Source organism: Leifsonia sp. Ger2509, from assembly GCF_055231915.1.
Window position 1 is genome coordinate 3,163,149 of sequence record NZ_JBUYVB010000003.1, and the last position, 22,245, is coordinate 3,185,393.

The following is a 22,245-nucleotide window of genomic DNA, read 5'->3' on the forward strand; positions in this document are numbered from 1 at the left end:
TATTCGATCGTCGTTCGACAAAGAAAAGGAGACGATGTGACGAAGAAGAAAGTGCTCAGCATTGTGGGGGCGGGTGCGCTCGCGCTGGGGCTGACCACGGTGGCCTTGCCCGTTACGGCCGCCAACGCAAGCAGTACCTCGACGAACGCGGGCGGCGGACTGTGGCAGTACGGCGTCGAGGACGGGTTGGTCGGGCACGTCTATTCCAATTACCACCACGCGACGAAGAACCACACCGCTACCGCCTGCGATGGCTCGGCGGCGCACACCTGTAAGCAGGTGGCTGCGGTCAAGGGCTCCTGGGCCAAGGCGTCGACCTACAAGTCGAACGGCGGAAACACTGCGTATTGGAACACGCTCTGAGCGCGAGCAGATCGCTGGGATTTGCTGCGCTGCTCGTCGTGGCTGTCGGGCTGACGGGATGCGCATCCTCTGATGCCGGTGACTCGGCATCTGAGACCGTCGTTTCCGCGGCCCCGGATAAGCCGTGGGCCGACGCGATCAAGGCGGCCCAGGCCGACGCCCGCACTCCGGCCGAGCGCGAAGCCCTCGCAGACGGCAAGATCTCGGACGCCGAGTATGCGTATTTTCAGCAGCTGATCCTGAAATGCCTGAGCAAGATAGGCGTTGTGGGGAGCTGGTCGAGCGATCACTCCCTGGAGTACACACGACCAGACGGCGTTCCCAATTCGGCTGTGGACACGTGCGACAAGGAGAACGGCCTCGCCCTGATCGTCCTCCGCGACGCGATGGATCGCAATCCGCAGGAATTGGACGCGGACACCATTGTCGTCAATTGCCTGAAGCGAGTGAAGGCTGTCGATCCGGGCTACACGCCGTCGATGCTGGCTAACGGCGTTGACCTGGACAAATTCATCAACAGCTCTGAGTTCGATAAATGCAATGCCGACCCATTGCATTACGGCCTGGGCAAGTAGGTGTTGGCGCCGGAACCATCCGGCGCCAACACCCCCTCCCACCTCTGAGGTGAATCATCGTGCACCGTAATCGCATCAGGCGAAGCCGTTTCGCACTCGGCGCGCTCGCCCTTGCGGGCGTCGCCGGACTTGGCGCGATCGCAGTCGCGCTCGTGCAGCTCGAGCTTCCGAGCTCGCTTCAGAGCGCTCCCGCCCCACAAGAGATCTCGATATCAGCCCATCCCTTCAGCGACGAACGTCCTGTTGAGATCACCGTCAGCCCACGCAGCACAGCGACAATGGCAGCGCCCGGTTCCGGCGTGCTGACCGCTTACGGCTGCACGGTCGGTGCGGAAGTCGCGTCCGGCAGCTCGCCTTTCGCCCTCGACGGACAGCCTGTCGTCGCCCTTGCCACCGATGTGCCGCTCTGGCGAGACCTGGCGATCGGAGACACGGGTGCCGATGTTCGCTCCCTGCAAGCCGAACTCAACAACTTAGGGCACAACCTCACGGTCGATGGAACCATCGGCCAGGCGACGCTCCGAGCGGCTCGCCAGGCACTGACTGCGGCGGGAATTCAGTGGAGCGGATCGACGTTTTTCGTTTCCCAGACCGTCTGGCTGCCAGCATCGAAGGCCTCGGTCCGCGCCTGCGCGTCGGAGTTGGGCGCGCGCGTTGCCGACGGCGACCCACTCGCGACTTTCGACGTCGGGGGTCAGTCGATAGCGGTCGAAAATCTCCCGGACGACCTCGTCCCAGGTCCGAGGGTTCTGATGATCGGGAGCCATGCAATTCCCGTCGACGCTGCAGGAAGATCGGGCCCGCTCTCCTTCCACCTGGACATAGCGCCCCACGAGACGACTCCCGCAGGTGACGCTTCCGATCACGGTACGATCCCCGGCACGCTGTCGCTCGCTGAACCGGTCCAGATCAGCAGCGTGCCTCCCTCTGCGATCGTCGCCATCCATGGGGCACATGGCTGCGTTGAGAGCAACCGCGAGATGCTTGGGGTCCAGATTGTCGGATCACAATTGGGCCAGACCTTCGTGCAATTCGACGCGGGCACGTCGCCGCCTCGCATCCGACTTCAGCCCTCGGAACGCTCGTGTCCCTGACGCTCACCCGAGTCGGGCACACATTCGCGAGCCTTTCCGGTGGAGAAGCCCAACGTTTGATGCTGGCTCGAGGGATCGCCGCAAAGCCAGGGCTGCGTCTGGTAAACGAGGAGACCAGAGGGGTTTGCACTGACCATATCGACCTGCGAAACGAAGCTTGGCCGCTGGCGGAGCCGGCATGAGGTGGGCTTCGATCCTCCGGGAGGTCGCGCGGAACGTCACCTCCGGAACAACCCGTGCCGCCCTTCTCAGCCTTGCATTGGTGTGCGTGGCATCCGGGTTGGTCCTTGCCGACCTTCTTTCGATTCAGCAGATAGTGCAGCGCGCCGAAGCATTTCACCGCAGCGGGGCGTCGATCCAGGTTGTCGCTGCCGACAAGAGAATCGACGGCGCCGCATGCGACGAGCTGGCGAGGCTCCCTGGCGTTCGCGCGGCCGGAGCACTGCGCTACTCCGACGACAAGGTGTTCGCCGCGGCGCTGCCAGGCACTCCGATTCCGACAGCTGCGGGTTCGCCCGGACTGACCAAGCTCCTCGGGGGAACCCGGCACGGCATGGGCGTTCTGGCCGGACCCGAGGTGGTCGGCCAGTTAGACCTGGTCGATGGGAGGGAGTTGCCCACCGTGAATGGCACTGTGTCCGTCGGCGGTGCCTACGACTATCCCGATGATGGACGACGCGGGGGCCTTCGCTATGCCCTGATGGTCCCGGTGCCCGCGACCGGCGCCTTTGACGAATGCTGGGCGGACATCTGGCCTGGAAACAGCCGCCTCACGCAACTTCTGTTCACCACCGCACTACCAAGCCGAGATCCCTCGAATCCGACGGAACTCTCCCAGCTGAATACAACGATGGGAACCTCATTCGACGCCTCGTCTGCTTTGCGTGAGCGAGCAACGAGGGTCTCGGCGCTCGCCGCGTCAGGCCTGGGGGCGGTCATCGGGTTCTGCGGTGGATTCGGCCGGCGGCTCGAACTGGCATCCGCGCTCCACTCCGGTGTATCCCGGCGTGCGCTCATGGCGATATTCCTGATCGAGTCAGGACTCTGGCTCACAGTATCGGGCATCGTCAGCCTCTCGGCGGGACTGCTCGCGTCGAGACAGCTGGACGTCGATCTCAGAACGACGCTTGCGCATTCATCGCTGCAGATAGCAGTCGCAGCAGTTCTCGGCGGATTCGCGGGAGCATGCGCGGCCTTCGCCGTGATCAGGGAGAACCAGCTGTTCCGCTATTTCAAAGCCAGATGAGCGCTCAACCGAGCGAAGTCTTCGTGTCGGCGGTACTGACTACAGCTTGCGGAGCAGCACCGAACTCACAGTGTGGTCCGCGTCTTTGCGCAGCACCAGCTTCGCCCGCGAGCGCGTCGGACGAATGTTCTGCAGCAGGTTCGGTTCGTTGATGCCGGCCCAGATCATGCTGGCGCGCGCCCGTGCCTCGTCTTCCGTGAGCGACGAATATCGGTGGAAGTACGACTGCGGGTTCGCGAACGCCCCGCGCTGGAGCTTCAGGAACCGCTCCTCGTACCAGGTCGCGATGTCGCGGGTGCGCGCGTCGACGTAGACGCTGAAATCGAAGAGGTCGCTGACCGCGAGCCGGTTTCCGCCCCCCGCTGGCTGAAGCACGTTCAGTCCTTCGACGATGAGCACGTCCGGCCGGCGCACGACGATCTGGGCGCCGGGGACGATGTCGTAGCTGAGGTGCGAATAGAACGGAGCGCGCACCTCCGGCGCCCCGCTCTTCACCTCCGTGACGAAGCGGAGGAGGGCCCGGCGGTCATAGGACTCGGGGAAGCCCTTGCGTTCCATGAGGCCACGGCGCTCGAGTTCGGCGTTGGGCAGCAGGAATCCGTCGGTCGTCACGAGCTCGACCCGCGGGGTGTCCGCCCACCGCGACAGCAACTCCCGCAGGAGGCGCGCGATCGTCGATTTGCCCACGGCCACGGAGCCCGCGACGCCGATCACGAAGGGCGTGCTCTGCGCCCGCTCGCCCAGGAATTCGTTCGTCACACGATGCAGTTGTTTGGTGCCCGCGACGTAGAGATTCAGGAGACGGCTGAGCGGAAGGTAGACCTCCTGGACCTCGCGCATGTCGAGTGGATCACCCAGCCCGCGCAGCTGCACGATCTCGGTTTCCTTCAGCGGCAGGGGAGTGGATTCGGCCAGTTCGGCCCAATCGGCCCGGTCGAGTTCGACGAACGGGGATGTCTGGCCGTTACCTGTGCCTGCGCCTGTTTCAGCCATAGGCGACCAGTTTAGAGGTTTGCGTCAGGCTAAAATCGGGTGCATGTGTGGAATCGTGGGGTACGTCGGTACTGACAAGAGTCTCGAGGTACTCCTCGGTGGTTTGAAGAGGTTGGAATACCGGGGCTACGACTCCGCCGGGGTCGCGATCATCGACGACAACGGTGATCTGCACATGGCCAAGCGTGCTGGAAAGCTCTCGGTGCTCACCGACGATCTCAAGGCCCACCCGATCGGCAACGGCCGCACCGGCATCGGCCATACCCGCTGGGCGACGCACGGCGGACCGACCGACCGCAACGCGCATCCGCACCTCGGAGACGACGGCCGTCTGGCGGTCATCCACAACGGGATCATCGAGAACTTCGCCGCCCTGAAAGACGAGCTGCTCGCTGAGGGCTTCGCCTTCACGAGTGAGACGGACACCGAGGTCGCCGCCGTTCTTCTCGGTCGTGAATACCGTGCCACGGGCAGCCTTCAGGAGGCGTTTCGCGCCGTGGTGAGCCGCCTCGAGGGCGCCTTCACCCTCCTCGCACTCCACCAGGACGAACCCGGCGTCGTCGTCGGCGCCCGCCGCAACTCGCCGCTCGTCATCGGTCTCGGCGAAGGCGAGAACTTCCTCGGCTCCGACGTGGCAGCCTTCGTGGAGCACACCCGCAACGCCGTCGCGATCGGCCAGGACCAGATCGTGACGATCACTCCTGACTCGGTCTCCGTCACCGACTTCCTCGGGGCGAGCGTCGAGGTCGAGCCGTTCGAGGTGGCCTGGGATGCATCGGCCTCCGAGAAGGGCGGCTGGTCGAGCTTCATGGCGAAAGAGATCAGCGAAGAGCCGGATGCGGTCGCCAACACCCTGCGTGCGCGGCACCACGACGGCCAGGTAGTCATTCCCGAGCTCGAAGCCCTCGGCGACGACGTGCTCGCAGGCATCGAGCGCATCACGATCATCGCCTGCGGAACCGCCGCGTATGCCGGCCAGGTCGGCAGCTACGCCATCGAGAAGTGGGCTCGTGTGCCCGTCGACGTCGAACTGAGCCACGAGTTCCGCTACCGCGATCCGGTGATCACGCCGAAGACGCTGGTCATCTCGATCAGCCAGTCCGGCGAGACGATGGACACTCTCATGGCCGTCAAGTTCGCCCGCGAGGCCGGAGCGACGGTGATCTCGGTCTGCAACACGCAGGGCGCGACCATTCCACGCGAGTCCGACGCTGTGATCTACACCCACGCGGGCCCGGAGGTCGCGGTGGCGTCGACCAAAGCCTTCGTCGCCCAGATCACCGCGCTCTACCTCTTCGGCCTGCACCTCGCGCGGATCCGCGGAACTCTCACGCCCCAGGAGCAGGCACACCAGCTCGACGAGCTCGTAGCGATCCCCGCGAAGCTCGCGAAGGTCCTCGAGTCGCACGCCAGCATCGCACAGCTCGCCAAGTGGATGGCCGACACGCGCGCCGTCCTCTTCCTCGGCCGCCATGTCGGCTTCCCGATCGCGCTGGAGGGCGCTCTCAAGCTCAAGGAGCTCGCGTACATTCACGCGGAGGGCTTCGCGGCCGGCGAGCTCAAGCACGGTCCGATCGCGCTCATCGAGCCCGGCCAGCCGGTCTTCGTCGTCGTTCCCAGCCCGCGCGGCTCCGACGAGATGCACAAGAAGGTCGTCTCGAACATCCAGGAGATCCGCGCCCGTGGGGCCCGCGTGATCGCCATCGCCGAGCAGGGGGACGCGGCGGTGCTCCCGTTCGCCGACGAGGTCATCCCGATCCCGCTTGCCGCGCCGCTGTTCGAGCCGCTGCTCGCGGTCATCCCGCTGCAGATCTTCGCGATGGAGCTGTCGGCCGCGAAGGGGCTCGACGTCGACCAGCCACGCAACCTGGCGAAGTCCGTCACGGTCGAATAGCGGTGACATGATCGTCGGAATCGGAGTCGACGTCGTCGACCTCGCCCGCTTCACCCGGGCGGTCGGGCGCACCCCGCGCCTGGTGACCCGCCTGTTCACACCCCACGAACGCGACCTGCCCGTGCACTCGCTCGCGGCGCGTTTCGCTGCCAAGGAAGCGCTGATGAAAGCGCTCGGCGACACCGAAGGCGTCCGCTGGCACGACATGGAGATCGTTTCCGATGCTGAGGGCAACCCCGGGTTCGTGCTCTCCGGCGTCGCAGCCGCGATCGCTGCCCGTCGCGGGATCGGCTTGCTGCACCTCTCGATGACCCACGACGCCGGCGTCGCCTGCGCGTTCGTCGTCGCGGAGGCCGCCGTATGAGCGACGCCGTCTTCCGCGAGGCAGTCATCGACCTCGACGCACTCTCCCGCAACGTCGCACACCTGCGCCGGGTGGTAGGCACGGAGCACGTCATGGCCGTGGTGAAAGCGAACGCCTACGGACACGGTGCCGTCGAGTGCGCTCGCGCCGCCCTCGACGGGGGAGCCGACTGGCTGGGCGTCGCCGATCTGACGGAGGCTCTGGGGCTGCGGGATGCCGGAATCGCCGCCCCGATCCTCGCCTGGCTGCACGACCCGGACACCGACTTCGCACCGGCCATCGAGGCAGGCATCGACCTCGGGTTGTCGTCGAAGGACCAGCTGGAGGCGGTCGCCGCAGCACGTCGCGCTCTCGTCGCCCAGGGGCGCCTCCATGGTCAGGCCCTGGTGCAGCTGAAACTGGAGACCGGGCTGAGCCGCAACGGCATCGCCCAGCACGAGTGGGATGAGACGTTCGCCCTCGCGCGAGAGTTGGAGCACGCAGGCGACATCGTCGTACGCGGCGTCTTCAGTCACGTGTCGAACGCGTCGCCCGACGACGATGCGGCCGCGATCGCGCTCTACCGCACGGGACTCGACAGGGCCGAGGCAGCGGGGCTGCACCCGGAGCTGCGGCACATCGCGGCGTCCGCCGCTGCGCTCAGGATTCCGGATGCGCGTTTCAACCTCGTGCGCCTCGGCATCAGCATTTACGGGCTGTCGCCGTTCGAGGACCAGTCGAGCGCTGAACTCGGCCTCTCGCCGGTGATGACCTTGCGCGGTCGGGTCGCTGCCGTCCGCCGCGTGCCGGCGGGCAAGGGCGTCTCCTACGATTACACGTACCGCACCCCGAACGAGACGACGCTGGCCCTCGTGCCGCTCGGTTACGCGGAGGGCATCCCGCGGCACGCGTCGAACCGCGCCACGGTCAGCATCGCGGGCCGGGTCTTCCCGGTCAGCGGCCGCGTGGCGATGGACCAGTTCGTTGTCGATGTCGACGACCAGCCGGTGGGCGTCGGCGACGAGGTCGTCCTGTTCGGCGACCCGGCCGCAGGCTTCCCGAGTGCCGACGATTGGGCGGAGGCCGCCGGCACCATCAACTACGAGATCGTGACGCGCATCGGTCCGCGCGTGCAGCGCACGTTCCTCGGCCGGAGGTGACCGCTGCGCGTGACGAACATCGCAGTGCCTTCCGAACTGGTGATCGAGACCGCTGACGACATGCACGCTCTGGGCGTCGGCCTCGCGCGCATCGTCGGCCCCGGCGACCTCATCGTGCTGAGCGGGCCGCTCGGCGCGGGCAAGACCACGCTGACCCGAGGCCTCGGCGAGGGCCTCGACGTGCGGGGACCGGTCACGAGCCCGACCTTCGTCCTCGCCCGCACGCATCCCAGCCTGGTCGGGGGCAGCCCGCTCGTCCACGTGGATGCGTACCGCCTGTCGAGCGCCCTCGAACTCGACGATCTCGACATCGATTTCGCTCGCTCGGTCGTCGTCGTCGAGTGGGGGAGCGGGATGCTCGACGGCGTCGCCGAGTCGTGGCTGGAGGTCGATATCGCGCGTCCGACCGGCGCCGCGGTCGCCGCGGACACCGCCGACGGGCGCGCTGGCGCCGCCGGCACGGGGTCGGGATCCGATCGCCCGCCGGAGCTCGACGGCGATGAGCCCCGTGTCGTCACCGTCCGCGGCTTCGGCCCGCGATGGGGTGCCGCCGGATCAGCCTAGGCTGGAGTCATGCTTCTCGCGATCGACACCTCTGCGGGCACGTCCGTCGCCGTCGTCGACCGTGACGGCGGCATCCTGGCCGAACGCAGCGAACTCGACACGATGCGCCATGCCGAGGTCGTCGGGGACCAGATCGCGGCTGTCCTGGCCCAGGCCGCCGTGCCGGTCGATGCTCTCTCAGCGGTCGCTGTCGGGATGGGCCCCGGTCCGTTCACGGGGCTGCGTGTCGGTATCGCGGCTGCCCGCGCTTTCGCCTTCGGCGCGGGCAAGCCCGTCGTTCCCGTGGTCAGTCATGACGCGATCGCGTTCGAGCGCTACCGCGACGGCCACACCGGAGGTCTTCTCGTCGTGACGGATGCGCGACGGCGTGAACTGTACTGGTCGGCGTTCGTCGGGGCCGACGAGGCCGGCCTTCCCATCCGTGAAGACGGCCCCGGCCTCGGCAAGCCCGACCAGCTCCCGCACCGGGCCCTCGCGCGCTTCGACGCCGCATCCGTCTCCGCGGGCGCCCTGGGGATGCTCGCCGAGCTCCTCTACCTGCATCGGCGCCCGTTCGCGGCCGACGAGCCCCTCTACCTGCGTTCGCCCGACGTGACGCTCTCGAACGGACCCAAGCGGGTGAGCGCGTAGTGGAGGCCTGGCAGTTCCGTCGGGCGGCCGAGGCGGATGTCCCAGCCATCATGCTGCTCGAACGAGCCACGTTCGTGAACGACGCCTGGTCCGAGCACGCAATGCGCCACGAGGTCTCCAGCGAGCACTGCTACTACCTCGTGGCCTTCCGCCCGGAGAGCCCGGATGCGATCGCCGGCTATGCCGGGCTGCTCGCGCCCGCCGGATCGAGCGACGGCGACATCCAGACGATCGCGGTCGCACCCGACGCGCGCCGCCAGGGACTCGGCCGCGCTCTCATGCTGACCTTGCTGGGAGAGGCACGGCGCCGCGGTGTCACAGCGGTCTTCCTCGAGGTTCGGGCGGACAACCCGGGCGCTCAGGCGCTGTACCGGAGGCTCGGGTTCGACGAGATCGGTGTGCGTCCCCACTACTACCAGCCGGACGACGTGGATGCGATCGTCATGCGTCTCGAGATCACACCGGCACAGACCGAGTGGGCCACGGATCCTGCGCTCGCCGAAGGAGGAGAGAAATGAACCGCGCGGAGCCGCTGGTCCTGGGCATCGAGACCTCGTGCGATGAGACCGGGATCGGAATCGTGCGCGGTTCCCGGCTGCTCTCGAATACGATCGCGTCGTCGATGGACGAGCACGCCCGCTACGGCGGCGTCGTTCCCGAGGTCGCCGCCCGGGCTCACCTCGAGGCCCTGACTCCTGCGCTCAGGGCAGCGGTGGCGGATGCGGGCATCCGGCTGGACGAGCTGGATGCGATCGCCGTCACGAGCGGACCCGGCCTCGCCGGCGCCCTCATGGTCGGCGTGGGCGCCGCGAAGGCGCTCGCCGTTTCGCTCGGCAAGCCGATCTATGCCGTCAATCACCTGGTCGGACACGTCGGTGCCGACCTGTTGGACGCGGCGGGCGGCCCTGGTCACGCCGTCGAACTGCCCACGATCGCACTGCTGGTCTCCGGCGGCCACACATCCCTGCTGCTCGTGCGCGACCTCGTCTCCGACGTCGAACTCCTCGGCGAGACGATCGATGACGCCGCCGGAGAGGCGTTCGACAAAGTGGCCAGAGTGCTCGGGCTTCCGTATCCGGGCGGCCCCCAGATCGACCGGGTCGCGGCGTTCGGCGACCCGAAAGCAATCCGCTTCCCGCGGGGGCTGAGCCAGCCGAAGGACATGGAGAAGCACCGGTACGACTTCTCGTTCTCCGGACTGAAGACCGCCGTCGCGCGCTGGGTCGAGCAGCGACAGGATGCGGGCGAGGAGATCCCGGTCGCGGATGTGGCCGCGAGCTTCCGCGAGGCCGTCGTCGACGTTCTGATTTCGAAAGCGATCGCCGCCTGCACAGACTTCGGCGTTCCGCGCCTCCTGTTGGGCGGCGGTGTCGTCGCGAACGCCCGCGTGCGGGAGGTCGCTGCGGAGAGGGCGTCGCGCGCCGGCGTCGCCCTCCGCATCCCGGCGCTGTCGCTCTGCACCGACAACGGGGCGATGATCGCGGCTCTCGGGGCCCAGCTGATCATGGCAGGCCATGAGCCGTCCGCCTTGTCGTTCGGCGCGGATTCGACGCTCCCGGTGACCGAGATCCAGGTCACGGTCTGACGCATCCGTTGACACCCTCCTCCAAGGGCTGTCACGATTGCTGTACAGCGTTTGTTCAGCTATCAAGGAGCCAGGCCCATGAGTGACGCCCCGCCGCCGCCCGCAGTGCCCGAACAGCCCGTCGCGCCCGCCATATACGGCCAGCCCGTGCCGCCCGCCCCCTACGGCCAGACCGTACCACCGACCGGATATGCGCCCGCCCCGACGACGAACGTCCTTGCGATCATCTCGCTCGTGATCTCGATCCTCGGCTTCAACGTGATCGCGATCATCCTCGGCGCCGTCGGCCTCAGCCAGATCAAGAAGACCGGAGAGAAGGGCCGAGGGCTGGCCCTGGCCGGCATCTGGATCGGCGCGATCTCGATCGTGCTCGGCATCATCATCGCCATCGTCTTCGCGATCGTCCTCGCGAATGCCGGATTCTCCACGCAGACATCCTGAGCGCCGGCGGATCGCCGCTGAGGCGCGCCGCCCCAATCGAAAGGAGATCGGCTCATGTCCGATCCGAACACTCCAGGCGAACCGGCGGAGCCGAACGTGCCGCCGGCCGTCGTGCCGCCCGCCGCGCCGGAAGACAACCCGCCGCTTCCACCCGCTCCTCCGGTTCCCCCTGCGGCTCCCGTCCCGCCGGCGGCCCAGCCGGCGCCACCCGCCTACCAGCCCGGGGCGGTCCCGCCGCCCGCGCCGCCTGCGTACGGCCAGCCGGCTCCCGGCTACGGTCAGCCCGGCTACGGCCAACCGGGCTACGGTCAGCCCGGCTACGGTCAGCCCGGATACGGCCAGCCCGCCCAGCCGTACGCACAGCCGTACGGCGCACCCGCTCCGGCGACGAAGTCGCCGGTCCTCAGTATCATCTCGATGATCGCGGGCATCCTCGGGATCGTGACCTTCGGCTGGGGGTTCATCTTCTCGATCGGCGCGATCGTGCTCGGCTTCCTCGGGCGCAACAAGGAGCCCGCAGCGAGGGGCTTCTGGCTCACCGGACTGATCACCGGTTTTATCGGGATCGCCATCACGATCATCGGTGGCATCATCCTGGCGGTCAGTATCTTCAGCGTGGTCAACAACCAGAACCTGAACTACTGACCCGCAACGGCGCAAGGGCCGGATCGCTTCGTGCGGTCCGGCCCTGAGCCATGTTGTGCCTTGCGCCGGACGGTCGTCGCACTACTTCCGTCTCGGCGCACGAGGTCTGGCACCTGCGGTGAGACGGAAATAGTGCGCCGAGCGCAAACCGGGTCTCACCGGCCTTCGCGCAGCCTCAGCCCAGGCGATCCACGAGCAGCGCCGTGTGACGGCCCGCGATCCGGGTGAGCACGAGCGTGGCGCTCTCCCGTCCGCTCAGCGAAAGCCTCTTCCGCAGCGCAGCCGGGTCCACATCCACCCCGCGCTTCTTGATCTCGAGCGTGCCGATGCCGCGTTCGCGCAGCCCGCGCCTCAGGTCGCGCTCGGCGAAGGGCAGCGTCTCCAGAACGCGGAAAGCGGAAGCGAACGGTGTCCGGACCAGCGTGCTCGACGTGAGGTAGGCGATCCCGTCGCTGAGCACGCGTGCGCCGAGCGACCGTGCAAGGTCGCCGATCAGCCGGGCACGGATGACCGCCCCGTCCGGCTCGTACAGGTAGTCGCCGAGCTCGCCCGTGTCCACGTCGACGCTGTCCTCCGGGGCGGTGAGCTCGTGGGAGCCGGTCGCGTCGATCACCAGCGCGGAGCGGCGGATGCGCGGCCTGGCCAGCGCTCCGAACCACAGTCCCATCTCGACCAGCTGGCCGTCGACGGAGATCCACTGCGCCTCGGCGGTCGTCGGGATGAGGTCGCGATCGAACCCGGGGCCGAGCTTCACCCCGACGGAGCGGCCGGTCGCGAGTTCGAACGCGAAGTTCAGCGACGGTGAATAGTCGTCGGGGTCGGTGAGACGAGTCGTCTGGCCGTGGCCCGCCGTCCGACGCGCCGGATCGAGGTAGAGGCCGTCGAAGCCGCGCAGGTCGACGTCTTCCGCCCGCTCATTGAGCACCGAAGCGTTCGCGAACGGAGCCAGGTTGTAGCTCGCGATCGCGGCGGTGATCTCGTCGGCGTCGACCGCCGTGACCTCGAGGTCGATGGCGGCCATCGCCATCGCATCCCCGCCGATCCCGCAGCCGAGGTCGACGACCCGCGAGAGTCCGGAGGATGCGAAGCGCCCGGCGTGGAGGGCGGCGACGGAGAGCCGCGTCGCCTGCTCGAGCCCCGCCTCGGTAAAGAGCATCCGGTCGGCGAATGGGCCGAACTTGCCCGCAGCCTTCGAGCGGAGGCGCGCCTGGGTGAGGACAGCGGCGACGAGCGCGGGCGGATGGCCGGCCTTGCGGAGGTCGCTGACCATCCGCACGACATCGCTGTTCGAGTTATAGGGAGGCAGCGAATCGAGTAGCCGGAGCCCCTCCGGCGACAGCAGTTCGACGAGTTCGGACCTCTCCATGAACCCAGCGTACGCAGGTCCCGCTGTTTGGCACTCACGTTGCGTGACTGCTAACTCAGCATCTAGACTCGGTTTAGCACTCTCGGTGTGAGTGTGCTAACTCCAGTCTTAGTTCAAGAAAGAGGTCAACCGTGTCGGTCTCCATCAAGCCGCTCGAGGATCGCATCGTTATCAAGCAGGTCGAGGCTGAGCAGATGACTGCTTCGGGTCTCGTCATTCCCGACACCGCCAAGGAGAAGCCGCAGGAGGGCGAGGTCGTTGCAGTGGGCCCCGGCCGCATCGATGACAACGGCAACCGCATCCCGCTCGACGTCGCCGTCGGCGACAAGGTGATCTACTCGAAGTACGGCGGAACCGAGGTCAAGTTCGCCGGTGAGGACTACCTCGTCCTCTCCGCTCGCGACGTTCTCGCAGTGGTCGTCCGCTGACGATCCCACGTCGAAAGGGCCCGGATGCGACAGCGTCCGGGCCCTTTCCGTTTCGGCGTAATATCGCTGGAGTGTCCAGCCCCGAACTCGAGTCGACCTCGAACGCCGAAGAGAGTCACGCTGACGCGGTGAAACCCCTGTCGAGCCATCGCCGGTCCGGCCTCGTGTACGCGATCTCGGCCTACGTTCTCTGGGGCTTCCTCCCCATCTACTTCCTCGCATTGGCACCCGCGAACGCCTTCGAGATCGTCGCCTGGCGCGTGGTCTTCTCACTGGTCTTCTGCGCCATCCTGCTCACCGCGACGCGGGCCTGGCGACCGTTCGGCGCGCTCCTGCGCAACCGACGCGTCGTCCTGACGATGGGGGTCGCCGGCGCGCTGATCTACGTGAACTGGCAGACCTACGTGCTCGCCACGGTCAGCGGCCACGTCGTCGAGGCTGCGCTCGGCTACTTCATCAATCCGATCGTGACCGTGTTCCTCGGTGTCGTCGTGCAGCGTGAGCGGCTCCGTCCGGCCCAGTGGGTGGCGGTCGGAGTGAGCATCGTCGCGGTGATCGTGCTCGGGATCGGCTACGGGTCGCTGCCGTGGATCGCGCTCATCCTCGCGTTCTCGTTCGGCCTCTACGGACTGATCAAGAAGCGCGTCGGCGGCCAGGTCGACGCCGTCGGCGGACTGACCCTCGAAACCATGTGGCTGACCCCGGTCGCCATCATCCAACTCGTCGTCGTCTCGGCGATGGCCGGCCTCACCTTCGGCACGGTCAGCGCCTGGCACACCGTCCTGCTCGTCGGCCTGGGCGTCATCACGGCCATCCCTCTGCTTTTCTTCGCAGCGGCGTCGCGACGGCTGCCACTCGTCTACATGGGCTTCATCCAGTACTTCGCCCCGTTCATCCAGTTCCTCGTCGGCGTCGTGATCCTGCACGAGGCGATGCCGCCCGAGCGCTGGATCGGCTTCGGCATCGTCTGGCTCGCGCTCGTGATCCTCACCGTGGATGCGGTGGTCGCCGGGCGGCAGTCGCGGGTTCCGGAACTCACCTGAAGCCTTCCGCGCGAGGTAGGCCTCCAGCGCGGAATACCCTCAGCTTCGAGCCGTTAACATGGATTACCAGCGACGACAATAAAGGGGTGAAATGGATCAGACGGATCCTTTCGGTTTCATCGGACTGACCTACGACGACGTGATGCTCCTCCCAGGGCACACCGACGTCATCCCGAGCGAGGCGGACACGTCATCTCGACTCACCAAGCGCATCACGGTATCCGCTCCGCTCCTGTCGTCCGCGATGGACACCGTCACCGAGTCGCGCATGGCCGTCGCCATGGCACGTCAGGGCGGCATCGGCATCCTGCACCGCAATCTCTCGATCGAAGACCAGGCGGCGCACGTCGACAAGGTCAAGCGATCCGAGTCCGGCATGATCACGAACCCTGTGACCACGACACCGGATGCGACCGTCGCCGAGGTGGATGCGCTGTGCGGCCAGTTCCGCGTGAGCGGCCTCCCCGTGGTCGAGGGCGACGGAACGCTGGTCGGCATCATCACCAACCGTGACATGCGTTTCGTCTCGCCCTTCGAGAAGAGCACCACGCTGGTGCGCGACGTGATGACGCGCCAGCCGCTCATCACCGCTCCCGAGGGCATCGACCCCGACTCCGCGGTCGCGATCTTCGCCCAGCACAAGATCGAGAAGCTTCCGCTGGTCGACGCGGCGGGCCGTCTCCGTGGCCTGATCACGGTCAAGGACTTCGACAAGAGCGAGAAGTACCCGAACGCCACCAAGGACGAGGAAGGCCGCCTGCGGGTCGGTGCGGCCATCGGCTTCTTCGGCGACGCGTGGGAGCGGGCCATGACACTCATCGACGCCGGTGTCGATGTGATCGTCGTCGACACCGCGAACGGAGACAGCGCCGGTGTACTCGACATCATCCGCCGCCTGAAGAGCGAGCGCGCTGCCTCCCACGTCGACATCATCGGCGGAAACGTCGCCACCCGCAGCGGTGCGCAGGCGCTCATCGACGCGGGAGCCGACGCGATCAAGGTCGGCGTCGGCCCGGGCTCCATCTGCACGACCCGCGTCGTCGCAGGTGTCGGCGTGCCCCAGGTCACGGCGGTGTACGAAGCGTCTCTCGCCGCGCGCATCGCCGGCGTGCCGGTCATCGCCGACGGAGGCCTCCAGTACTCGGGCGACATCGCCAAAGCACTCGTCGCCGGAGCGGAGACCGTGATGCTCGGCTCGTTGCTCGCCGGCACGGATGAGAGCCCTGGCGACCTCGTCTTCGTCAACGGCAAGCAGTTCAAGAACTACCGCGGCATGGGCTCGCTCGGCGCACTCCAGACCCGCGGCAAGAAGACCTCGTACTCACGCGACCGGTACTTCCAGGCCGATGTCCCGAGCGACGAGCAGTTGATCGCCGAGGGCATCGAGGGCCAGGTTCCGTACCGCGGCCCGGTGTCGTCGGTCGTCTACCAGCTGCTGGGCGGACTGCGCCAGTCGATGTTCTACGTCGGCGGCCGCACCATCCCGGAGCTCAAGGAGCGCGGCAAGTTCGTGCGGATCACGGCGGCCGGCCTCAAGGAGTCGCACCCCCACGACATCCAGATGGTCGTCGAGGCTCCCAACTACCGCCGGTAGGTCGCGTCAGCAGCGCAGCGCCAGCGTCGAACTCCGGCGCTGGCCGGGTGCTGTGGAATCTGGACCCTCGATCCCGGCCGCGCCATAGACTGAATCCGTGAGCATGGAGATTGAGATCGGGCGCGCCAAGCGTGCCCGCCGCGTATACGCCTTCGACGACGTCGCGGTGGTGCCCAGCCGTCGCACCCGGGATCCAGAGGATGTCTCGGTCTCCTGGTCGATCGATGCGTACCAGTTCGCGATCCCGTTCCTGGCGGCTCCGATGGACTCGGTCGTCTCGCCGACGACCGCCATCATGATGGGCCAGCTCGGGGGCCTCGGCGTGCTCGACCTCGAAGGCGTCTGGACCCGCTACGACGATCCTGAGCCGCTGCTCGCCGAGATCCGGCAGCTTCCCGCCGACAAGGCGACCGCGCGGATGCAGGAGATCTACTCCGAACCGATCAAGCCCGGTCTCGTGACCCAGCGGCTGGCCGAGATCCGGGCCGGCGGTGTGGTCGTGGCGGGTGCGCTCTCGCCCCAGCGCACGCAGGAGCTGTACAAGACGGTCGTCGAGGCCGGCGTCGACCTCTTCGTCATCCGGGGCACGACGGTGTCCGCCGAGCACGTGTCGAAGAACGTCGAGCCGCTCAACCTGAAGAAGTTCATCTACGAACTCGATGTCCCGGTCGTCGTAGGCGGCGCGGCGACCTACACCGCTGCGCTCCACCTGATGCGCACGGGCGCTGCGGGCGTGCTCGTGGGCTTCGGGGGAGGCGCGGCGTCCACGACCCGGGCGACCCTCGGCATCCACGCCCCGATGGCGACGGCGGTCGCCGACGTCGCCGGCGCGCGGCGCGACTACATGGACGAGTCCGGTGGTCGCTATGTCCACGTCATCGCCGATGGCGGCCTCGGCACGTCCGGCGACATCGTGAAGGCGATCGCCTGCGGAGCTGACGCGGTCATGCTCGGCACCGCTCTCGCCCGCGCGACGGATGCGCCGGGCGGCGGCCTCCACTGGGGTACCGAGGCGTACCACTCACAGCTTCCGCGTGGCAACCGGGTCGAGGTCGGCCAGGTCGCTCCGCTGGAGGAGATCCTCTACGGCCCAGCACCGGTCGCGGAGGGCACAGCGAACCTGGTCGGAGCACTCCGACGGTCCATGGCGACCACCGGGTACTCGGACCTGAAGGAGTTCCAGCGCGTCGAAGTCGTCGTCGCGCCGTATCACGCGCACTAGATACACGGCCGTCCGGCCGGGGAAGGGAATGACATGGTCAAGGAGGATCAGCCCGGCCAGACAGTGTCCAGCCCGTCGAAGCTCGGCCCGGCGGAACGGGCGGAAGCCATCCGAGCCCTGAAGGACACCGAACTCGACATCCTCGTCGTCGGCGGTGGGATCGTCGGAACCGGCAGCGCCGTGGATGCCGTCACCCGCGGTCTGACAGTCGGGCTCGTCGAAGCCCGCGACTTCGCATCCGGAACTTCGAGCAGGTCGTCCAAGCTCGTGCACGGCGGGATCCGCTACCTCGAGCAGCTCGACTTCCGCCTGGTCCGGGAGGCGCTCATCGAGCGCGGGCTCCTCCTCCAGCGCATCGCTCCCCACCTCGTCAAGCCGGTACGGTTCCTCTACCCCCTGAAGAAGCGGGTGATCGAGCGCGCCTACGTGGGCGCGGGCATGATGCTGTACGACATCTTCTCGTACACGGGCCTCAGACCGCCCGGCGTCCCGCACCACCGCCACCTCTCGAAGCGACAGGTGATGCGGGCCATCCCGAGCCTCGCCAGCAACGCGCTGGTGGGCGGCATCACCTACTACGACGCCCAGGTCGACGACGCGCGCTATGTGGCCAACCTCGCGCGGACTGCTGCGCACTACGGTGCGCACGTGGCCAGCCGGGTGCGCGTCGAAGGCTTCATCAAGGTCGGCGAGCGTGTCGTCGGTGTGCGCGCGCACGACCTCGAGAACGATGAGCGGTTCGAGATCCGGGCCAAGCAGGTCGTCAACGCGACAGGCGTCTGGACCGACGACACGCAAGCCATGGTCGGCGAGCGGGGACAGTTCAAGGTGCGCGCGTCCAAGGGCATCCACCTGGTCGTGCCGCGCGACCGGTTCCAGTCCAAGATGGGCCTCCTGCTGCGCACGGAGAAGAGCGTGCTGTTCGTGATCCCGTGGGGCAGGCACTGGCTGATCGGCACGACCGACACCGACTGGCACCTCGACAAGGCGCATCCGGCCGCGACCGCCGCGGACATCGACTACCTGCTCGAGCACGTCAACGCCGTGGTCGGCGTTCCGCTCACGCGGGAAGACGTCGAAGGCGTCTATGCCGGGCTGCGTCCGCTCCTGGCCGGGGAGTCGGAGGAGACCTCCAAGCTCTCCCGCGAGCACCTTGTGGCGCACTCCGTGCCGGGCCTCGTCGTCATCGCCGGGGGCAAATGGACCACGTACCGCATCATGGCGAAGGATGCGATCGATGCGGCCGTCGACGCCCTCGACGGCAAGATCCCGCAGAGCACCACGCAGGAGATCGCGCTGGTCGGCGCTGAGGGGTACCAGGCCGCCTGGAACGCCAGGGCCAGGATCGCGTCGAAGTCCGGTCTGCACATCGCCAGGATCGAACATCTGCTGAACCGCTACGGAACGATGGCCGAAGAGCTCCTGGAGCTGATCCGCACGGATCCCTCGCTCGCCGAGCCGCTGCCGGGGGCGGACGACTACGTCGGCGCCGAGGTCGTATACGCGGCGTCGAACGAAGGGGCGCTCCATCTGGAGGACGTCCTCGCCAGGCGCACCCGCATCTCCATCGAGGCCTGGGACCGCGGCGTATCCGCGGCGCCCGTCGCGGCGAAGCTCATGGCGGGCGTGCTCGGATGGGATGCAGGGCGCGAAGAGCACGAAGTCCAGGTGTACCTGCAACGGGTCGCTGCCGAGCGCGCGAGCCAGTTGCAACCGGACGACGAGTCGGCTGAGGCGATCCGCCTGGAGGCCCCCGACATCGTTAGCGCCTGAGACCCCTCCGGTAGGCTTGGAGGTACTGCCCCCAAGTTTCTGGAGACGTAACCATGGTTGACGTTCGACGGGTCAAACTGCCCGGGGTCGGTGTGCTCCACACCTTCGTTACAGACGACGGTGGCAAGGTCGGCGTCATCGCCCACCGTTCCGGCCACAGCGACCTGATCACGTTCTCGGATGACGAGGACGGTGCCGATGTGACGAAAGTCTCTCTGCGGCTCAGCGAAGACGAAGCGCACACGCTTGCAGAACTTCTGGGCGGAACGCAGATCACCGAGTCGCTCACTGCGCTCGACCAGATCCCCGGGCTCAGCATCGACTGGTTCACCGTCGACTACGAAGACCACATCGCCGGCCAGCACCTGGGCACGCCGGGCGCGCGAGGCATCGTCGGGCTGACCGTCGTCGCCGTGGTGCGCGGCGAGTCCGCGAACCCGGCCCCGGCTCCCGACTTCAAGGTCTTCCCCGGCGACACGCTGGTCGTCGCCGGGTCGCCCGAGAAGGTCGCGAAAGCGTTCGCGTTCTTCCGGTCCGGTGAGATGCCCGCCCGCGCGGTAGACGCCGCCGACGCACCGCCCGGGGGGTAGCCGATGCATCTCGGCGAAGACCTCATCGTTCTCGGCCTGCTCCTGCTCGTGGCTTACGTGCTGGGGCGTCTCGGCAAACTGGTGGGCCTCCCCGCGATACCCATCTACATGATCGTCGGGCTGCTGGCCAGTCCGCACACGGGCTGGTTCCCCCTCAACTTCGAGTCGGACTACATCCAACTGATCGCCGTCTTCGGGCTGATCCTCCTGCTGTTCAATCTGGGGCTGGAATTCGACCAGGACGAGTTCTTCGGCAACTTCGGCAAACTCATCGTCTCGGGCGGCTCCTACGTCGTCATCAACATGGGCGTCGGGCTCATCTTCGGCTTCATGGTGGGCTGGGGCACGCGCGAGGCCCTGATCATCGCGGGCATGACGGCGACGTCGTCGAGCGCGATCGTGACGAAGCTCCTCATCGAACTCAACCGCCTCGCCAATCGCGAGACCCCGATGATCCTGGGCGTCACCGTGGTCGAGGACATCTTCATCGCGATCTACCTCGCCATCGTCTCCGTCGTCCTGAGCGGAGAGACCGACTTCTGGCCCATCGTCGCCAAACTCGCGATCGCCTTCACATTCCTCGTCGTGATGTTCTCCCTCGCCCGCTGGGGAGGCAAGGTGGTCTCGCGATTCTTCCGGACGAAGGACGACGAGCTCTTCACGATCCTCTTCTTCGGGCTCGCGGTCCTCTTCGCCGGCATCGGCGAGGTCCTCGGCGTGACCGACGCGATCGGCGCATTCCTGATCGGGCTCGTCCTCGGCGCGACGAAGTACCGCAACAAGATCGAGCACATCGCGATCCCGCTGCGAGACGTCTTCGCGGCGTTCTTCTTCCTCAACTTCGGACTCGCGCTCGATCCGGCGAAATTCCCCTCGGTGATCGTCCCGGTCCTCGCGGCGGTCGGCATGACGCTGGTCCTGAACATCGCGGCCGGACAGTTCGTCGCGTGGATCAACGGCCTCGGGCCGCAGGCCGGAATCAACACCACGGTGGTCCTGCAGAACAGGGGAGAGTTCGCGCTCATCCTCGCGACCCTGTCGGTCAGTGCGGGACTCGATCCGCGCATCCAGCCGTTCGCAGGGCTCTACGTGCTCATCATGGCCGTCATCGGACCGCTGCTCGCAGCAAACTCCGAGAAGATCGGTGGGATGATTTTGCGGACCGGCTCCTCGAAGAAGAGGTCACGACCGAAACGCGATCCAATGCTCGATGAGGAGATCGCGCTCGTCGAGGCGGCGACCGCCGACCTCGACGCGGCGTCGACCACGGACACGGGTACCAGGCAGGCGGTCGATCGCGTCGTCGAGCAGGCGATGCAGCAACAGGACACCACCGGGGACCGGAAGCGGGATTGACCATCAGCAAGACGACAGGCAGCGCAGAGACGACGCTGTTGCAGATGATGCTGCGCCCGCGCTGGATCGGAGCCCTCGTGCTCGCGCTCGCACTCGCAGCCGGGTTCGCCTGGCTCGGCCAGTGGCAGCTCGAGCGGGCGATCGACTCCGGCAAGGTCATCGACGCGCCCAGCGAGACGGTGCTCCCCCTTGCCACGGTGGCGAAGCCGGGCGGTCCGATCACCGACGTCGCCACCGGTCAGCTCGTGCGATTCAGCGGGGCGTTCGTCCCGACGGACTACCAACTGCTCGAGGGGCGCCTCAATCACGGGAAAGCCGGCTGGTGGGTCGTCGCTCATTTCAGCCTGGCCCCTGCTGACCCGGCAGGTGCTCCGGTGGCGCTGGCGATCGCGCGCGGATGGGCCCCCGATAAGGCGACGGCGGAGTCGGTGGCCGCGCGCCTGGCGAACGAAACCGCGACGCAACAGGAGGTCGTCGGCCGCCTGCTGCCGACCGAAGCGCCGGAAGTTCCCGACCCCAAGGGCGACCCGACGGTGATGAAGACGATGTCGGTCGCGGCCCTCTACAACCTGTGGACCGGCGTGGACGGTGTCGACGTGTACGAGGCCTACGTGGTCGAGCGCACTCCGCCCTCCGGTCTCGACGCGATCGACTCGCCGCCGCCCATCCAGCAGCAGACACTGAACTGGCTCAACATCTTCTATGCGGCGGAATGGATCATCTTCGCCGGCTTCGCCATCTTCTTCTGGTACCGGCTCGTGAAAGACGCCAAGGAGAAAGAGGACGAGGAGCGTGAGCAGGCGCTCGCGGAGCAGACCGCTCCCGGCGAGAGCGCAGGCAGCAGGAACGTAAACTAGACGCATGGCCCTCGCACCCAAACCCCAGGACTTTCCGAAGATCCGCGGGGCGCTGAAGTTCTATCAGGTCTTCGCCTACATCACCGGGATCATGCTGCTCCTCCTGGTAAGCGAAATGATCGTCAAATACGGCTTCCACTACGAGCTGTACGCGTTCGGAGACCACGGCGTGCTCGCTTTCGTCCCCTGGGACCCGAGCGGCACCCTGCCCGTTGCAACCGGCATCAATCTCAGCACGGGCATCCTGATCGCCCACGGCTGGCTCTATGTCGTCTACCTCTTCTCCGACTTCCGGCTGTGGAGCCTGATGCGCTGGAACTTCGCGAAGTTCGTGCAGATCGCGCTCGGCGGTGTCATCCCCTTCCTCTCCTTCTTCGTCGAGGCGATCATCACGAAGCAGGTGCGAACCTACCTGGCCGGCCGCGAGGCCGAAGAAGCGAACCTCGTGGAGGCATCCCATTAGCAGCGACGCGGCATTCACCG

General features: G+C 67.1%; 24 protein-coding genes. 22 read left to right on the forward strand and 2 right to left on the reverse strand.

What is annotated here, in order from left to right; translation table 11 throughout:
• Window positions 1-36: 36 nt before the first annotated feature.
• The 4 genes from ACV7NN_RS15310 (at window position 37) to ACV7NN_RS15325 (ending at window position 3,278) form a co-directional block, all read left to right on the forward strand.
• The gene (locus ACV7NN_RS15310) at window positions 37-363 is read left to right on the forward strand and encodes a lactococcin 972 family bacteriocin (RefSeq protein ID WP_463350420.1); all 327 of its coding nucleotides are present in this window, start codon (window positions 37-39) and stop codon (window positions 361-363) included.
• Window positions 348-938, forward strand: coding sequence for a hypothetical protein (locus ACV7NN_RS15315; RefSeq protein ID WP_463350421.1), 591 nt, complete (start codon window positions 348-350; stop codon window positions 936-938). The genes ACV7NN_RS15310 and ACV7NN_RS15315 overlap by 16 nt, the downstream gene beginning before the upstream one ends.
• A 278-nt stretch (window positions 939-1,216) precedes the next feature.
• Window positions 1,217-2,032 carry a peptidoglycan-binding domain-containing protein gene (locus tag ACV7NN_RS15320; RefSeq protein ID WP_463350422.1) on the forward strand — a complete coding sequence of 272 codons (816 nt, stop codon included), beginning with the start codon at window positions 1,217-1,219 and terminating at the stop codon, window positions 2,030-2,032.
• A gap of 280 nt (window positions 2,033-2,312) precedes the next feature.
• Window positions 2,313-3,278 carry a hypothetical protein gene (locus ACV7NN_RS15325; RefSeq protein ID WP_463350423.1) on the forward strand — a complete coding sequence of 322 codons (966 nt, stop codon included), beginning with the start codon at window positions 2,313-2,315 and terminating at the stop codon, window positions 3,276-3,278.
• Between the two features lie 39 nt (window positions 3,279-3,317).
• Here the strand turns inward: ACV7NN_RS15325 and coaA are convergent, their stop codons facing one another.
• Window positions 3,318-4,271 (reverse strand): type I pantothenate kinase, encoded by a 954-nt coding sequence (coaA, locus tag ACV7NN_RS15330; RefSeq protein WP_463350424.1) that lies wholly within the window; start codon window positions 4,269-4,271, stop codon window positions 3,318-3,320.
• Window positions 4,272-4,314: 43 nt separating this feature from the next.
• Here coaA and glmS point away from each other — a divergent pair, with 43 nt between their 5' ends.
• The 9 genes from glmS to ACV7NN_RS15375 all read left to right on the forward strand — a co-directional run bounded on the left by glmS (window position 4,315) and on the right by ACV7NN_RS15375 (window position 11,533).
• Complete coding sequence (gene glmS, locus ACV7NN_RS15335) at window positions 4,315-6,165, forward strand: glutamine--fructose-6-phosphate transaminase (isomerizing) (protein WP_463350425.1); 1,851 nt, start codon at window positions 4,315-4,317, stop codon at window positions 6,163-6,165.
• Window positions 6,166-6,172: 7 nt separating this feature from the next.
• Window positions 6,173-6,529, forward strand: a complete 357-nt coding sequence (locus ACV7NN_RS15340) for a holo-ACP synthase (protein ID WP_463350426.1) — start codon at window positions 6,173-6,175, stop codon at window positions 6,527-6,529.
• The gene (gene alr, locus ACV7NN_RS15345) at window positions 6,526-7,668 is read left to right on the forward strand and encodes an alanine racemase (protein ID WP_463350427.1); all 1,143 of its coding nucleotides are present in this window, start codon (window positions 6,526-6,528) and stop codon (window positions 7,666-7,668) included. The genes ACV7NN_RS15340 and alr overlap by 4 nt, the downstream gene beginning before the upstream one ends.
• 60 nt (window positions 7,669-7,728) lie before the next feature.
• The gene (gene tsaE / locus ACV7NN_RS15350; protein ID WP_463351308.1) at window positions 7,729-8,232 is read left to right on the forward strand and encodes a tRNA (adenosine(37)-N6)-threonylcarbamoyltransferase complex ATPase subunit type 1 TsaE; all 504 of its coding nucleotides are present in this window, start codon (window positions 7,729-7,731) and stop codon (window positions 8,230-8,232) included.
• A gap of 9 nt (window positions 8,233-8,241) precedes the next feature.
• Window positions 8,242-8,862 carry a tRNA (adenosine(37)-N6)-threonylcarbamoyltransferase complex dimerization subunit type 1 TsaB gene (gene tsaB, locus ACV7NN_RS15355; RefSeq protein ID WP_463350428.1) on the forward strand — a complete coding sequence of 207 codons (621 nt, stop codon included), beginning with the start codon at window positions 8,242-8,244 and terminating at the stop codon, window positions 8,860-8,862.
• Complete coding sequence (gene rimI / locus ACV7NN_RS15360) at window positions 8,862-9,380, forward strand: ribosomal protein S18-alanine N-acetyltransferase (RefSeq protein WP_463350429.1); 519 nt, start codon at window positions 8,862-8,864, stop codon at window positions 9,378-9,380. Before tsaB ends, rimI begins: the two co-directional genes overlap by 1 nt.
• Window positions 9,377-10,447 carry a tRNA (adenosine(37)-N6)-threonylcarbamoyltransferase complex transferase subunit TsaD gene (gene tsaD / locus ACV7NN_RS15365; protein WP_463350430.1) on the forward strand — a complete coding sequence of 357 codons (1,071 nt, stop codon included), beginning with the start codon at window positions 9,377-9,379 and terminating at the stop codon, window positions 10,445-10,447. The genes rimI and tsaD overlap by 4 nt, the downstream gene beginning before the upstream one ends.
• Window positions 10,448-10,525: 78 nt before the next feature.
• On the forward strand, window positions 10,526-10,888 hold the full coding sequence (locus ACV7NN_RS15370; RefSeq protein ID WP_463350431.1) for a DUF4190 domain-containing protein: 363 nt from the start codon (window positions 10,526-10,528) through the stop codon (window positions 10,886-10,888).
• A gap of 54 nt (window positions 10,889-10,942) precedes the next feature.
• Window positions 10,943-11,533 (forward strand): DUF4190 domain-containing protein, encoded by a 591-nt coding sequence (locus tag ACV7NN_RS15375; RefSeq protein WP_463350432.1) that lies wholly within the window; start codon window positions 10,943-10,945, stop codon window positions 11,531-11,533.
• A gap of 175 nt (window positions 11,534-11,708) precedes the next feature.
• Here the strand turns inward: ACV7NN_RS15375 and ACV7NN_RS15380 are convergent, their stop codons facing one another.
• Entirely contained in the window at window positions 11,709-12,899 is a 1,191-nt protein-coding gene (locus tag ACV7NN_RS15380) for a class I SAM-dependent methyltransferase (RefSeq protein WP_463350433.1), read from the reverse strand.
• A 131-nt stretch (window positions 12,900-13,030) separates the two neighbouring features.
• On the opposite strand from ACV7NN_RS15380, the gene groES reads away from it, so the two are divergent.
• From groES to ACV7NN_RS15425, 9 genes are all read left to right on the forward strand, one after another.
• Window positions 13,031-13,327 carry a co-chaperone GroES gene (groES, locus tag ACV7NN_RS15385; protein ID WP_345761888.1) on the forward strand — a complete coding sequence of 99 codons (297 nt, stop codon included), beginning with the start codon at window positions 13,031-13,033 and terminating at the stop codon, window positions 13,325-13,327.
• A gap of 128 nt (window positions 13,328-13,455) precedes the next feature.
• The gene (gene rarD, locus ACV7NN_RS15390; RefSeq protein WP_463351309.1) at window positions 13,456-14,370 is read left to right on the forward strand and encodes an EamA family transporter RarD; all 915 of its coding nucleotides are present in this window, start codon (window positions 13,456-13,458) and stop codon (window positions 14,368-14,370) included.
• A 91-nt stretch (window positions 14,371-14,461) separates the two neighbouring features.
• On the forward strand, window positions 14,462-15,964 hold the full coding sequence (gene guaB, locus ACV7NN_RS15395) for an IMP dehydrogenase (RefSeq protein ID WP_463350434.1): 1,503 nt from the start codon (window positions 14,462-14,464) through the stop codon (window positions 15,962-15,964).
• 103 nt (window positions 15,965-16,067) lie between these two features.
• Complete coding sequence (locus ACV7NN_RS15400) at window positions 16,068-17,186, forward strand: GuaB3 family IMP dehydrogenase-related protein (RefSeq protein WP_463351310.1); 1,119 nt, start codon at window positions 16,068-16,070, stop codon at window positions 17,184-17,186.
• Between the two features lie 33 nt (window positions 17,187-17,219).
• On the forward strand, window positions 17,220-18,959 hold the full coding sequence (locus ACV7NN_RS15405) for a glycerol-3-phosphate dehydrogenase/oxidase (protein WP_463350435.1): 1,740 nt from the start codon (window positions 17,220-17,222) through the stop codon (window positions 18,957-18,959).
• A 53-nt stretch (window positions 18,960-19,012) separates the two neighbouring features.
• Entirely contained in the window at window positions 19,013-19,549 is a 537-nt protein-coding gene (locus ACV7NN_RS15410) for a cation:proton antiporter regulatory subunit (protein ID WP_463350436.1), read from the forward strand.
• A 3-nt stretch (window positions 19,550-19,552) separates the two neighbouring features.
• Window positions 19,553-20,905 (forward strand): cation:proton antiporter, encoded by a 1,353-nt coding sequence (locus tag ACV7NN_RS15415; protein ID WP_463350437.1) that lies wholly within the window; start codon window positions 19,553-19,555, stop codon window positions 20,903-20,905.
• Window positions 20,902-21,762 carry an SURF1 family cytochrome oxidase biogenesis protein gene (locus tag ACV7NN_RS15420; protein ID WP_463350438.1) on the forward strand — a complete coding sequence of 287 codons (861 nt, stop codon included), beginning with the start codon at window positions 20,902-20,904 and terminating at the stop codon, window positions 21,760-21,762. Before ACV7NN_RS15415 ends, ACV7NN_RS15420 begins: the two co-directional genes overlap by 4 nt.
• A 4-nt stretch (window positions 21,763-21,766) precedes the next feature.
• A complete protein-coding gene (locus ACV7NN_RS15425) occupies window positions 21,767-22,225 on the forward strand; it encodes a DUF3817 domain-containing protein (protein WP_345761880.1) in 459 nt (152 codons plus the stop codon).
• Window positions 22,226-22,245 lie beyond the last annotated feature (20 nt).